At 61.5% G+C, this 13,982-nt stretch carries 12 protein-coding genes and 1 tRNA gene; 10 read left to right on the top strand and 3 right to left on the bottom strand.

From position 1 onward, the window contains the following. The first annotated feature begins 44 nt into the window (after nucleotides 1–44). Nucleotides 45–968, top strand: a complete 924-nt coding sequence (locus BM413_RS28865) for an NADP-dependent oxidoreductase (RefSeq protein ID WP_091918303.1) — start codon at nucleotides 45–47, stop codon at nucleotides 966–968. Nucleotides 969–1,035: 67 nt separating this feature from the next. Here BM413_RS28865 and BM413_RS28860 read toward each other — a convergent pair whose 3' ends face one another. Continuing rightward, on the bottom strand, nucleotides 1,036–1,311 hold the full coding sequence (locus BM413_RS28860; RefSeq protein ID WP_006203587.1) for a CtrA inhibitor SciP: 276 nt from the start codon (nucleotides 1,309–1,311) through the stop codon (nucleotides 1,036–1,038). A gap of 275 nt (nucleotides 1,312–1,586) precedes the next feature. On the opposite strand from BM413_RS28860, the gene mnmA reads away from it, so the two are divergent. Together mnmA and BM413_RS28850 are read left to right on the top strand one after the other, a co-directional pair. After that, a complete protein-coding gene (gene mnmA / locus BM413_RS28855) occupies nucleotides 1,587–2,777 on the top strand; it encodes a tRNA 2-thiouridine(34) synthase MnmA (protein WP_091918302.1) in 1,191 nt (396 codons plus the stop codon). 13 nt (nucleotides 2,778–2,790) lie between these two features. Then, nucleotides 2,791–3,171 carry a YkvA family protein gene (locus tag BM413_RS28850; RefSeq protein ID WP_091918301.1) on the top strand — a complete coding sequence of 127 codons (381 nt, stop codon included), beginning with the start codon at nucleotides 2,791–2,793 and terminating at the stop codon, nucleotides 3,169–3,171. Nucleotides 3,172–3,183: 12 nt separating this feature from the next. Here BM413_RS28850 and BM413_RS28845 read toward each other — a convergent pair whose 3' ends face one another. Then, entirely contained in the window at nucleotides 3,184–4,137 is a 954-nt protein-coding gene (locus BM413_RS28845; protein WP_091918300.1) for a Gfo/Idh/MocA family protein, read from the bottom strand. Between the two features lie 237 nt (nucleotides 4,138–4,374). On the opposite strand from BM413_RS28845, the gene BM413_RS28840 reads away from it, so the two are divergent. The 3 genes from BM413_RS28840 (at nucleotide 4,375) to BM413_RS28830 (ending at nucleotide 5,722) form a co-directional block, all read left to right on the top strand. Next, a tRNA-Met gene (locus tag BM413_RS28840) sits at nucleotides 4,375–4,451 on the top strand. A 159-nt stretch (nucleotides 4,452–4,610) separates the two neighbouring features. Then, entirely contained in the window at nucleotides 4,611–5,189 is a 579-nt protein-coding gene (locus tag BM413_RS28835; protein WP_091918299.1) for a hypothetical protein, read from the top strand. 158 nt (nucleotides 5,190–5,347) lie between these two features. Further along, nucleotides 5,348–5,722, top strand: coding sequence for a COG4315 family predicted lipoprotein (locus tag BM413_RS28830; protein WP_091918298.1), 375 nt, complete (start codon nucleotides 5,348–5,350; stop codon nucleotides 5,720–5,722). 68 nt (nucleotides 5,723–5,790) lie between these two features. On the opposite strand, the gene BM413_RS28825 is transcribed toward BM413_RS28830, so the two are convergent. Further along, nucleotides 5,791–7,134, bottom strand: coding sequence for an NAD(P)-binding domain-containing protein (locus BM413_RS28825; RefSeq protein ID WP_091918297.1), 1,344 nt, complete (start codon nucleotides 7,132–7,134; stop codon nucleotides 5,791–5,793). Nucleotides 7,135–7,406: 272 nt separating this feature from the next. On the opposite strand from BM413_RS28825, the gene BM413_RS28820 reads away from it, so the two are divergent. The 4 genes from BM413_RS28820 to BM413_RS28805 form a co-directional block, all read left to right on the top strand. Continuing rightward, a complete protein-coding gene (locus tag BM413_RS28820) occupies nucleotides 7,407–9,776 on the top strand; it encodes a trimethylamine N-oxide demethylase (RefSeq protein WP_091918296.1) in 2,370 nt (789 codons plus the stop codon). Nucleotides 9,777–9,925: 149 nt separating this feature from the next. Further along, nucleotides 9,926–11,128: an HPP family protein gene (locus tag BM413_RS28815; RefSeq protein ID WP_175544483.1), complete on the top strand. Its 1,203-nt coding sequence runs from the start codon at nucleotides 9,926–9,928 to the stop codon at nucleotides 11,126–11,128. A gap of 267 nt (nucleotides 11,129–11,395) precedes the next feature. Beyond that, nucleotides 11,396–13,102, top strand: coding sequence for a trimethylamine N-oxide permease (locus tag BM413_RS28810; RefSeq protein WP_091918295.1), 1,707 nt, complete (start codon nucleotides 11,396–11,398; stop codon nucleotides 13,100–13,102). Nucleotides 13,103–13,407: 305 nt separating this feature from the next. Then, the coding region (locus BM413_RS28805) for a formate--tetrahydrofolate ligase (protein WP_139238687.1) at nucleotides 13,408–13,982 on the top strand (575 nt) is incomplete at its 3' end.

Raw genomic sequence — 13,982 nt, 5'->3', positions numbered from 1 at the left:
ATCCAAATGATAGTGGCAAGGTTTTGCAAACAGGAGATTGCATCATGCGCGCTATCACCCAGAAGACTGCCGGCGGACCGGAAGTCCTTGAAATCGAAGACCGCCCCTCACCCGACCCCAGCCATGGCGAGGCAGTCGTCAAGGTCAAGGCGGCCGGCATCAATCCTGTCGATATCGCGGTGCGCGGCGGCTTCTACCCGCTGCTTGGCGAACCGCCCTTCACCATCGGCTGGGATGTTTCCGGCATTGTCGAAAAAGCTTCCGAAGGTGGCCGTTTCAAGGTCGGCGACGAAGTACTCGGCCTCTCGCACTTTCCCGGGCAGGCAGCCGCCTATGCCGAGGAAGCCGCGATTTTGGAAGACGAGTTCGTCCGCAAGCCAAAGACGCTCGACCACATTCATGCAGCAGCCCTGCCTCTTGCCGGCCTGACGGCATGGCAAGGGCTGGTGGGCGCCGGCGGGCTGAAGGAAGGGCAGCGCGTGCTGATCCATTCAGGCGCCGGCGGCGTCGGCCATCTCGCGGTGCAGATCGCCAAGGCGCGCGGTGCTTATGTCCTGGCGACCGCCAGCGCCGGAAAGATCGATTTCGTCCGCTCGCTCGGCGCCGACGAGGTGATCGACTACAAGGCTTCCGATTTCACGAACGAAGCGCGCGATGTCGATATCGTCTTCGAGACCATCGGCGGAGACCATGCCGCACAGTCTCTCAAGTCGCTGCGGAAGGGCGGCGTGCTCGTGTCGCTGCTCGATCCCGGCGAGAAGACGCGCGCTGAGGCGCCTGCGCTAGGCGTGCGCGTAGAACGCATCTCGGTTCGCCCTGACCGCGATGGACTCAATGAACTCGTCCGTCTCGTCGAAGCGGGCAAACTCACCGTCCACGTCGAAAAGACCTTCCCGCTCGAACAGGCAGGCAAGGCGCATGAATTCCTCGGCACCCGGCCAAAGGGCAAGGTGGTTCTGACGGCCTGATCGATACGCTCGACAAAGAAAACGGCCGGACCTTGCGGTTCGGCCGTTTCACTGGTGCTCTAGAAAATCAGTGTCGATATTGCTGGATGCGGGTGGTCCGCAGTCCGGCCAGGCCATATTCGTCGATCGATGCCTGCCAGGACAGAAATTCCTCGGTTGTCAGTTTATAGCGCTGACATGCTTCCTCGAGGCTCAAAAGCCCCCCGCGAACGGCCGCAACAACTTCGGCCTTGCGGCGAATGACCCAGCGACGGGTATTCGTCGGAGGAAGATCGGCAATGGTAAGCGGGCTGCCGTCAGGCCCAATAACATATTTGACACGCGGTCTAACCAGATCGGTCATAGTACTCTCTACACAAAACTTAAAGACCCAATCACAACCACATTACCGCCACAGCTTTAAAAATTGCCTAAACCGATGGTAAGCCTTGAGTAATGTTCGTGAACCTTTTGTTAACCATGAAGCGGCCCACTGGTGTTGCTGTATGGTGCCAATGAAAGTGTTAAAAACCTCATCTCACGTGGCACAAACGCCAACTGTGGCGCTTTGCGGCGGCTTGACCTATATTCCCGTCGTTGGCATGAAGCGCCCGAACAGCTGAAATGGACCATCCTTTTATGAACAGCCTGGACCTTCCCGGACGTCCTGAAGATACACGCGTCGTGGTTGCGATGTCGGGTGGCGTCGATTCGTCTGTCGTGGCCGGCATCCTGAAACGCGAAGGCTACGACGTCGTCGGCGTGACGCTCCAGCTCTACGATCATGGCGCAGCCACCCACCGCGCCGGCTCATGCTGTGCCGGACAGGATATCGACGATGCCCGCCGCGTCTCCGAGACGCTCGGCATCCCGCACTACGTGCTGAATTACGAAGAGCGCTTCCGCAAGGCGGTCATCGATCCCTTCGCCGAGAGCTATGTCTCCGGCGAAACGCCGATTCCCTGCGTGTCGTGCAACCAGACGGTCAAGTTCGCCGACCTTCTCGAGACCGCGCGCGAACTCGGCGCCGACGCACTGGCGACGGGTCATTACATCCGCTCACGCGCCAATGGCGCGCACCGCGCGCTCTACCGGCCCGTCGATGCCGATCGCGACCAGAGCTATTTCCTCTTCGCCACCACGCAGGAACAGATCGACTATCTGCGCTTTCCGCTCGGCAGCCTGTCTAAGCCCGAAGTGCGCGCCATCGCCGAGGATCTCGGGCTTTCGGTTGCCACAAAGCAGGACAGCCAGGACATCTGCTTCGTGCCGCAGGGCAAGTATTCCGACATCATCGCCAAGCTGAAGCCGACCGCCGCCAATCCCGGCGACATCGTCCATATCGACGGGCGCGTGCTCGGCCGGCATGACGGCATCCTGCGCTACACCATCGGCCAGCGCCGCGGCATCGGCATCGCTTCGGGCGAACCGCTTTACGTCGTCCATCTCGACGCCGAGCGCGCCCGCGTCATCGTCGGCCCGCGCGAGGCGCTTGAGACGCACAAGATTTACCTGCGCAACATGAACTGGCTGGGCGATACGCCGCTGGGCGAGATCGGGCCGGAAGGCATCGAGCTTTTCGCGAAGGTGCGCTCTACCCGCCCGCCGCGTCCGGCCGTGCTTCACAACCGCGACGGCGCGATCTTCGTCGAACTCGGCGACGGCGAATCGGGTATCGCACCGGGCCAGGCCTGCGTGCTCTATGTCGATGATGGCAACGACGCCCGCGTGCTCGGCGGCGGCTTCATCGAACGCTCCGAGCGGGGTGCCGAGGCCGAAGCCATGCTGACGAAGCTCGCTGCGCGCTCGAACACGATCGCTGCGGAATAGACGCGAGGCCTCGATGTTTGCCACGCTCAAAGACTGGGCGAGGCGCATCAGGCGAGACATAATCGCTTTGTATCTGGTGGCGCGCGACCCGCGCACACCTTGGCATGTTAAGATTGCCGCCGCCTGCGTTGCAGCCTACGCCCTCAACCCCATAGACCTCATTCCGGATTTCATCCCGGTTCTCGGCTATCTCGACGACCTTATCATCGTGCCAATCGGCATCTGGCTCGTCGTGCGTTTGACGCCCCCCGAATTGATGAGCGAATTGCGTGCGAAAGCCGCGCAAATGGATGTTCGACCGAAAAGTCGCGCGGGAGCACTGTTCGTTGCAGCGATCTGGCTTGCCGCCGGCGCACTTGTCTTGTGGTGGCTGCGGCCTGTACGAGCGGCCTGAGCCACCGGTCCGTCAACCGTGCGTGACGGTCCCGGCAGTCAGGATGCGAAGCACGGTGATTGCTTCCTCACCGCTGGTGCGCGGCTCTGCCCGCGTCTGGATGCACGACAGGAAGTGCTCCAGCTCGCGCGTCAGGGGCATGCCGCCTTCCACCGGAATGTAGGTCGGCTCGTTGGCCGTGAAGGCCCATTGGCCGCTGTCCTGCCAAACGGCATGGCGATAGACGGCAAGCTTGCGCTCCCACGGCTCGACATCGTCGAACACCGCCATTGCCCGCGTGCCGACCACCGTCAGCCGGCGCTCGCGATAAGGATTGAGCCGCGAAGTGAAGAGATGGCTGCGCAGCCCGTTGGGGAAGCGCATGTGCAGATGGGCAAAATCGCTCTGGTGATCCAGAAGGGCTGCACCCTCGCCACGTATTTCCGTCGGCGCCGAACCGGTGATCGCAAGGATCATCGACAGGTCATGCGGCGCCAAATCCCACAGCGCGTCGTTTTCGGTGTGGAACTTTCCAAGCCCGAGGCGGTGCGAGTGGATGTATTTCACCTCGCCCAGCTCACCATTGTCGATCAGCTCCTTGAGCTTCTCGAAGGCGGGATGGAAGCGCAGCACATGACCGGTCATGAAGATGCGCTTGTTGGCCTTTGCCGCCGCGACCGCGCGCTCGGCATCGGGAACCGTCAGCGCGATCGGCTTTTCGACCAGCACGTCCTTGCCGTTTTCCACAGCCTTGATCGCCGCCTCGGCATGAAACTGCGGCGGCAGCGCCATGACGATCGCGTCGATATCCTTGCGGGTGAACAGGGCGTCGGGCTCGATCGCAAGGCAATCCTGCTCCGAGGCAAAGCCTTCGGCGCGCGCCTTGTTGGCGTCCGAAACCGCGTGGAGGACACCAAGGCCCTTTAGAGTGCGGATATGGTTCGCACCCCAATATCCGCATCCCAGAACTGCAATTCGCGGTTTCATCAAATTATGAACTCAATAAATAGGTGGCGGAGACATAACGGCGCGCCGTTTCGAACTCAACCCCGCCCGCTGAATCAAATGGAATGCCAGAAAGGATTTCTTTGCATCAATTCTTGAAGTCGCACCGGCTCTCGGCGCTTGACAGCCCTACCGTCGCGACCTTATATCCGCCCGACCTTCGGCGAAGGCTTCGAAATGCCCGCGCAATTGCGGCAAATTTTCGGACCTTGGCCCTGTGGCGGGATAGCTCAGTTGGTTAGAGCACGGGAATCATAATCCTGGGGTCGGTGGTTCGAGTCCACTTCCCGCTACCAAAACTTCCAGACCGGCATCGATCATCGGCCTTGCAGCGCAGGCGCGCAAGGCTTTCCGGTTGCCCAATCAGCCTAAACTCCCTTTGCAGCATCGAACTTGTTCGGCATAAAAGGCTTGGTCCTGACGGATCGTGGGCAACTCTGGGGACTTGGATTGGCATGACGACGAACAACAGCGCTGGAAGACGCGTTCTTGCCTGGGCGATTGTGGGCGCGGCGATGCTGGCGGCTCATTCGGCACGGGCCGATACGATAAGCGAGGTCGTCGGCGACTGGACAGCCAGCGTCGAGGACGTCAACACCGGCCAGGACCAGCGCAAGACCTGCACGGCCACCGCATCGGCCAAGGATCCCGACGACACCGCCTGGACGCTCAAGGTCAGCATCTCGGATGGTGACGTGCTGCCACCGGAAGCCTATCCCGCCGTCACGGTGAGCGCCGAGAAAGGCGATTTTCCTGAAGGCGAAGGCATTCCGGCCGTGTTCGATGTCGACGGCACCAAAGTGGAGGTGACCGTTCTCGGCGAAGTCACCGACACCGGCCATCAATGGGTCATGGAAAACGACAACGACACCAGCCAGGCCCTGTTTGCGGCGATGAACGATGCCGATGCAGTTACCTTCGAACTGCAGGACTCGCCGGTCGCTTCCCTGCCCGTCGGCGGCTTCGACGACGCCTATCGCCAGTTGGGCGAATGGTGCGGCTTTCCCACCGACGACGTGGCGCCCGCCGAGTAAATTTCACGTGTACGAGCCCGGATGAGGTCGCGCCGCGTCTTCCTGGCCGCGACCCCTCCCCTATCTCTCCTCCTGTCCGGGACGAAACCGGACGCGAAAGGCGTTAGCGAGACAGGAAGCCAGTTTGGCTTTCGACCACGCCATTCAGGGAGAGAAACATGAAAACGATCATCGGACTTGCTGCGCTCATCATCGGCACCGCGTCTGCGATGGCTGCCGAACCGGCAATGACCACCGACCATGGCGGCGCAAAGATCTACACCGACATGAAGGGCATGACGCTCTACACATTCGACAAGGATGCCGCCGGCAAATCGAACTGCAACGCCGAATGCGCAATGAAATGGCCACCCTTCAAGGCCGAAGCTGATGCAAAGGCGGAAGGCGAATGGTCAGTCGTCGAGCGCGAGGACGGTTCAAAGATGTGGGCCTATGACAGCAAACCGCTCTATTACTTCGCCCAGGACAAGGCCGCCGGCGACATGAAGGGCGACGGCATGGGCGGCGCCTGGCATCTGGTCAAGGCAGACTGACGCCGGACTTTCGACAAGGGCTTGCCGCGTGAAAATCTTGCCGGCGACTTGCGTCGCCGGCAGAGAATTCACTTGTTGTGGAGGTAGGCTTCGAGCGAATCGTCCAGCGCGTCCAGCCATGGCGTGTGATGCTTGGGCGCCATTGTGCCGGTCATCAGCGACTTGTAGCCGTGGTTGCGGAAGCCCATGATGTCTTCCATCTTGTGGTGTTCCCACTCCATGAAGGTCTTGTTGACGGCCTCGATGTCGAAGTCCGGATAGTCGGTCGCGTCGATCAGTTCCTTGGTGTAGTCGCCCTGGAACCAGATCATCTGCTCGGCATCTTCCAGCGTTTCCTCGCGCTCGCGCCATTTCTGGCTGTCGGCGGCCATTGCTTCCTTCGATGGCAGCTTGATGCGTCCGAGGATGACGTCGCGGGCATACCAGGCCTGCGCGTCGAACATGTTGAAGGTGTAGAACTGGTCCTGCATGCCGATGTAGAACAGCTTCGGATTGTGCTCCCAGACCACGCCCTTGTAGAGATCGAGCGGCCACAGCCGGTTCGCGGTCTTCAGGCGCAGATCGTCGGTCAGGAACGGGAAATGGTGCAGATAGCCGGTGCACATGATGATGGCATCGACATCGCGTGACGTGCCGTCCTTGAAATAGCAGGTCTTGCCCTCGACCCGCATCAACAGCGGCACTTCCTTCCAGTTATCCGGCCAGTTGAAGCCCATCGGCTTGGAGCGGTAGCTGGTCGTGATCGACTTCGCGCCGTATTTGTAGCACTGCGAGCCGATGTCCTCGGCCGAGTAGCTGCGGCCGATGATGAGGATGTCCTTGTCCTTGAATTCGAGCGCGTCGCGGAAGTCGTGCGAATGCATGACGCGACCGGCAAACTTGGCAATGCCATCGAAATAGGGAACGTTCGGCGACGAGAAATGGCCGGACGCGACGACCACGAAATCGAATTCTTCCGAATAGACGACGTCGTTGGTGCGGTCATGGACGGTGACGGTGAATTTCTCGCTGGCGTCCGAATAGGTCACCATGCGAACCGGGCTGTTGAAGCGCACCCATTTGCGCACATCAGCCTTCTCGACACGGCCCTTGATGTAATCCCAGAGCACGGCACGCGGCGGATAGGAGGCGATCGGCCGACCGAAATGCTCTTCGAAGCTGTAGTCAGCGAATTCCAGGCATTCCTTCGGTCCGTTCGACCAGAGGTAGCGGTACATGCTGCCGTGAACCGGGTCGCCATGCTCGTCCACGCCGGTGCGCCATGTGTAATTCCACAAGCCACCCCAGTCGGACTGCTTTTCGAAACAGACGACTTCGGGGATTTCGGCACCCTTTGCCGCCGCTGACTGGAACGCCCGAAGCTGTGCGAGGCCCGAAGGTCCGGCGCCGATAACTGCTACCCTCTTGCTCATACAATCCCCTCCAGGACTCTTTTTCTTAAGCGAAAGAAATTTCACTGACAGGACAATAATTCGTTCTGTGATGCTGTCAACAAGTTCTGCCGCAAAACCAGATTCCGAAAAATTGGCTGCTCCAGCACTTCTTCCAGAGGCAGCCTGACGTTTCGGTACGATGAGCCATATGCTAGCCTGATGTAAACAGGTCTTGCCTTCATCTTGCAGGCTGCGTATTCTTTTAATTGAAAAAATTTCACACTCAGGAAAATACGATCGGGGAGGTCGCCGTGTCGCAAGCAATCTATCCCAGCGTGGTCTCTGGCCCGCCGCGTCCGAGCGCGATCCTGACGCCTGGGCTGCTTGCGCTGCCTGCCGGCATGGAGCGCTATCAGGTGGCGGGTGCAGGTGCTGTGTTCATCAGCGTCGAGGCCGGCGATACGGTTACGATCCGCGATGTCGAGGGTGGACAGGCCTGCGAACTGGTGGCTGCCGATGGCTCCGGCAAGACCGATGCCGGCATCCTGGGCACCAGGGCCAACAGCAATGCGGCAGGGCTGAAGGCGCTGCTGTTGGACGACAATGAGAGCCTGCGCACATTCCGTCACAGCCTCGCGCGCCGTGCGATCGATCTGGCCGAGCCGCAGGCGGTGCGCCTGTTCGGCAACACCAGTCTTCCCGGCTCCGAAGAGAGCTTTACCGTCGCCCGCGACGGTAGCCTGATCATCGCAGCACCCGGCGGGCCGATGCCGGTCGACGGCCACGACACGGCAACACCGCTGCTGGTCGTTGTCCAGCGCGCCCGCATTCAGCCTGCGGGAAAGTCCGACCTGCCCGAGCCGCTCGCCGACCCGGTTCTCGACCTGCGCGTCAAATCGAAGACGGCGCAGAGCTATTTCGTCAAGGCTGGCGATTTCATCCAGATCATCGATGTCGACGGGCGCCAGTGCACCGACTTCCAGTGCTTTTCGGCGCGCAAGCTCGACAAGGGCAAGGACCACCCGCTCGACGTGACGGTCACCCGCTCGCTGATGGGCACCAGCTATCCGATGCCCGGCCTGCATTCCAAATACTACGACCAGGACATGGAGCCGCTGGTCGAGGTGGTGCAGGACACCTGCGGCCGCCACGATGCCTTCGCGCTCGCCTGCTACGCCAAATATTACGACGACATCGGCTATCCCGGTCATCTCAACTGCACCGAGAATTTCAACGGCGCGCTTGCCGACAAGGGTGTCGCGCCCCGCGGCGGCTGGATGGCGATCAACTTCTTCTTCAACACCGGCATCGACGCGCATGGCGTGATCTATTCCGACGAGCCATGGTCGCGGCCCGGCGACTATGTGCTGCTACGGGCCCTGACCGACATCGTCTGCGTCTCGTCGGCCTGCCCCGACGACACGACGCCGTCCAACGGCTGGAACCTCACCGACATTCATGTGCGGACCTATTCGGGCGCGCAGAAATTCTCACGCGCCATCGCCACACGACCGACCCCGGATGCCGAGCCCAAAATGACCCGTGAAACCGCCTTCCATTCGAGCTTTGCCAAGCACACGCGCGACTTCGTCGAATATCGCGGCTACTGGCTCGCCAATTCCTTCGCCAAGGAAGGACCGCTGGAGGAATACTGGGCCTGCCGCGAGAAGGCCGTCGTCATCGACCTGTCGGCGCTGCGCAAGTTCGAGGTCACCGGCCCGGATTCCGAAGCGCTGCTGCAATACACACTGACGCGCGACATCAAGAAGCTCGCCGTCGGCCAGGTCGTCTACACGGCCATGTGCTACGAGCATGGCGGCATGATCGACGACGGCACATTGCTGCGGTTGGGCAAGGATAATTTCCGCTGGATCGGCGGCGATGACTACAGCGGCACGTGGCTGCGCGAGACGGCGCAAAAACTCGGCCTGAAGGTGCTTGTTCGCTCCTCCACCGACCAGATGCACAACATCGCCCTGCAGGGCCCGAAGAGCCGTGACATCCTGAAGGAGATCATCTGGACTTCCCCCGTGCAGCCGTCGATCACTGAGCTCGAATGGTTCCGCTTCGCTGTCGCCCGCATCGGCGACGCCCAGGGCGTGCCGATCGTCGTCTCGCGCACCGGCTATACCGGCGAACTCGGCTACGAGATCTGGTGCCATCCGCGCGATGCCGAACAGGTGTTCGACGCGGTCTGGCAGGCCGGCCAGCCGCACGGCCTGAAGCCGATGGGACTTCTGGCGCTCGACATGGTGCGTATCGAGGCCGGGCTGATCTTTGCCGGCTATGACTTCTCCGACCAGACCGACCCGTTCGAAGCCGGCATCGGCTTCACCGTGCCGCTGAAGAGCAAGACCGACGATTTCATCGGCCGCGACGCGCTGATCCGGCGCAAGGAGCATCCGGCGCGAAAGCTTGTTGGCCTCGACATCGACGCCAATGTGCCTGTCGGCCATGGCGACTGCGTCCACATCGGCCGCGCCCAGATCGGCGAGGTCACATCCAGCATGCGCTCGCCCATCCTCGGCAAGACCATCGCACTCGCCCGCCTCGATGTCGCCCACGCCGAGATCGGCACGGAAGTCGAGATCGGCAAGCTCGACGGCCATCAGAAGCGCCTGCCGGCCCGCGTGGTGCCCTTCGCTCACTACGATCCGCAAAAGACGAAGCCGAGGTCGTAGAAAACCGCAGTTCAGGCGGGTTCGAACGAGCCCGCCATGCGCCACCAAACCATTCATTCCCGAAACGCGACCATCCGCGCAAATCCATTCCTTGCGCGCAGGGCGTTTCACGGCGTAAGTGCCGCTGCCTTGAGAGCCATATCGCCCAAATGCCCGAGTTCCTGTCAGTCCTGAAGCGGTTGCTTCCAGCCCTGCCGTCCGTCAGCAATGCGGAGCGGATGCGCATCTGCGTAGGCGCGCTGATCGGCATTTTCTTCACCGGGCTCGCCACCAAGATCGCCTTCAGCTCGTCAGGTGCATCACCGCTGCTGATCGCCCCGATGGGCGCCTCTGCCGTCCTGCTCTTTGCCACGCCGTCCAGCCCGCTGGCACAGCCCTGGTCGATCATCGGCGGCAATCTGGTCGCCGCCCTCATCGGCATCACCTGCGCGCGATGGCTCGACGATCCGCTCATTGCCTCGACGATCGCGATCACCGCCTCGATCGGCGCCATGCTGTTGCTGCGCTGCCTGCATCCGCCAAGCGGCGCGGTGGCGCTCACCGCCGTGCTCGGCGGCCCGGCCGTGCATGCCGCAGGCTACGGCTTCGCGCTGTGGCCGGTCGGCGTGAATACATTGCTGCTGCTTGCCGCCGCACTTGCCTTCAACAACCTGACCGGCCGCCGCTATCCGCACCTCACGCCCGCGCCGGCGGTCAACCCGCACAAGACGGCTGATCCCGTCCCGACGGCACGCGTCGGCTTCACGTCCGCCGATCTCGAAGCAGCCTTGAAGCGCTATGACGAGGTCGTCAATGTCAGCACCGACGACCTCGACGCCCTGCTGCACGAGACCGAGATGCAGGCCTATCACCGCCGCTTCGGCGTCATCCGCTGCGCCGACATCATGTCCCGCGACGTGGCGACGGTCTCGCCACAGACCTCGCTTCGCGACAGCTGGAAAGAGCTTTGCGACCACCGCATCAAGGCCCTGCCGGTGATCGACGATGCCCGCAATGTCGTCGGCATCGTGACCCAGACCGACTTCATGCAGAGCGCTGACTGGGGGCCGCGTGGAGAACTGCATCTCGGCCTCGGCAAGCGCCTGCGCCAGGCCGTAAAGCCCAGGCGCAGTTTCAACAAGACCGTCAGCGACATCATGAGTGCGCCGGTGCGTTTCGCAGCGCCCGAGACGCCGATCGCCGAGCTTGTGCCGGTCATGGCCGATGCCGGGCTGCACCATCTTCCAGTCGTCAATGCCGACGGGAAGCTCGTCGGCATCATCACGCAGTCGGACCTGATCGCAGCGCTTTATCACGGCGCGCTCTCGGATCGCCCCGACGCCGTGGAACCGGCCCTCGTCGCCGCGCAATAGCCGGCGCTCGTCATCCGCCACAACTCTCCCCGGGCATAGCCCGCCTCGCCTCGAAACCGAGATCGCGGCTGAATTCCGCGCGTCTGCGAATGTGATCGGCGTGGTCAAACAAAATGCTTGACGCCACCAGCGGCTGTGTCAATCTTCACTGTTAGGAAAAAAAGAAAACTAAGCGGAAAAGCTGGTCAGGCCCGTGGAGGCGCACGCCGATCAGCCCAAAAAGAAATCCTTCCGGGAACACATCATCAACAATGGGGAACTTCGACAATGAGTTCGACGGTTAGCTATGCGCCTGCGAGCGATGGCGAATTGCACAGGACGATCGACTGGCGCGGCGCGTTCTGGGTGGCCAGCGGCGTCCCGCCACTTGTTCTCTTCTCGATCGGCGGCATCGCCGGCACAGCCGGAAATGTCGCCTTTCTGATCTGGATTTTCTCCATGCTGATGGGGTTTCTCCAGTCTTTCACCTACGCCGAAATCGCCGGTCTCTTTCCCAACAAGTCGGGCGGCGCTTCGGTCTATGGCGCGACCGCGTGGCTACGTTATTCCAAATTCGTCGCGCCCCTTTCGGTCTGGTGCAACTGGTTTGCCTGGTCGCCGGTCCTGTCGCTCGGCTGCTCGATTGCCGCCGCCTACATGCTCAACGCTCTGGCGCCGATCCCCGGCTTCACCGAAACCTCACCGGAGGTGCTGTCGTATATCGCGGCCAATGCCGGCACCTCTGCGGCTGATGCCATTGCCGCCGTGACGACCGCGGCAACGCCTGGCATCCGCACCTGGACGCTCTACAGCCATTCGCTCGGCCCGGTCGGCTTCTCGCTCAACGCCACCTTCTGGATCGGCGCGGTGCTGATGCTCATCACCTTCGCCATCCAGCATCGCGGCATTCTCGGCACCGCCAATGTGCAGCGCGTCGTCGGCCTGCTCGTCATCGTGCCGCTGCTGATCGTCGGCATCGTCCCGATCCTCACCGGCCAGATCAACTGGGACAACTATTCGCCCATCGTCCCACTCGCCGCCGCCTACGCGCCGGAACCGGGAGCCTGGAACATCCCCGGCTGGACGCTTATCCTCGGCGGCATGTTCATCGCCGCATGGTCGACCTATGGCTTCGAGACTGCCGTCTGCTACACGCGCGAATTCAAGAACCCGGCAACCGACACCTTCAAGGCCATCTTCTATTCCGGCCTGCTCTGCATGCTGCTCTTCATGATCGTGCCCTTCACCTTCCAGGGCGTGCTCGGCCTGAATGGCATGCTGGCGACCCCGATCGTCGACGGCTCCGGCGTTGCCGACGCCTTGGCAGGGATGGTCGGCGGCGGCGGGCTGGTGAAAAGCCTGCTCATCATGCTGATGATCCTGGCCCTGCTGCTGTCGATCATGACAGCGATGGCAGGCTCATCGCGTACCCTCTATCAGGGTTCGGTGGATGGCTGGCTGCCGAAATACCTCAGCCACGTCAACACGCATGGCGCGCCGACACGCGCAATGTGGACCGACCTCGTCGTCAATCTCATCGTGCTGGCCATCGCTTCGACTGATGCGACGAGCTTCTTTTTCATCCTCGCCGTGTCGAATTGTGGCTACATCATCTTCAACTTCCTCAACCTCAACGCCGGCTGGATTCACCGCATGGACAACGGGCATATCGCCCGGCCATGGCGGGCGCCGACATGGCTGATCGTGGTTGGCGGCGTCTTCGCCTATGTGAACGCGATCTTCATGGGCGCGGGCGCCAAGGTGTGGAACCCGTCGGCGCTGTGGGCCGGGCTCTTCACCGCAGCGCTGATCATCCCGGTCTTCTGCTTCCGCCACTACATCCAGGACGGCGGTAAGTTCCCGGATCACATGCTCGACGATCTCGGCATGAAGCAAAGCGACCTGAAGACAAGGAAGGCCGGCATCCTGCCCTATCTGACGCTGGTGGCAGGCCTGGCCGTCGTGCTGATTGCGAACTGGTACTTCGTGATCTGAAGATCGAAAGTCTCGGCCATCGAAAGCCGGCCCAAGGGCCGGCTTTTTTCATCATGGGATACTGAAATTTCGCCGTCAAAAATAATTCTTACTGTGAAATTTTCTTTCACACAGGTTGACGAGACGCACTCGAAATGGCTTATTGTCAATCCTGAAAGAAAAGGTGGAAATCAGGATTTTCGAACCTTGAAGCGTTGTTTTCGTGCCGGTCACCTGCGCCCGGCCGGAGATGGATTTTCCCGCATATTCCCCACCTCGTTCAGCCCACTGCGACCACAAGAATTCAGTATGGAGGACACGATTTCATGGCCGACGTAAAGAGCGACATCGAGATAGCGCGTGGTGCGCAGAAGAAGGTTATCCAGGAGATCGGCGGCAAGATCGGCATTCCGACGGAGCATCTTCTGCCTTACGGCCATGACAAGGCCAAGGTCTCGGCCGAGTTCATCCAGTCGGTGCAGGGCAACAAGGATGGCAAGCTCATTCTGGTCACTGCCATCAACCCGACGCCGGCCGGCGAAGGCAAGACCACGACGACGGTGGGTCTTGGCGATGGCTTGAACAGGATTGGCAAGAAGGCCATCATCTGCATTCGCGAGGCCTCGCTCGGGCCCAACTTCGGCGTCAAGGGCGGTGCTGCCGGCGGCGGCTATGCCCAGGTCGTGCCAATGGAGGACATGAACCTCCACTTCACCGGCGACTTCCATGCCATCACCACCGCGCATAATCTGCTCTCGGCGCTCATCGACAACCACATCTACTGGGGCAACGAGCAGGCCATCGACACCCGCCGCGTCGCCTGGCGCCGCGTCATGGACATGAACGACCGCGCCTTGCGCGAAATCATCTGCTCGCTCGGCGGCGTCGCCAACGGCTATCC

It is taken from the genome of Mesorhizobium sp. YR577, from assembly GCF_900116595.1.
Lineage (GTDB): Bacteria > Pseudomonadota > Alphaproteobacteria > Rhizobiales > Rhizobiaceae > Mesorhizobium_M.
This window is presented reverse-complemented; position numbering and strand designations above follow the sequence as displayed.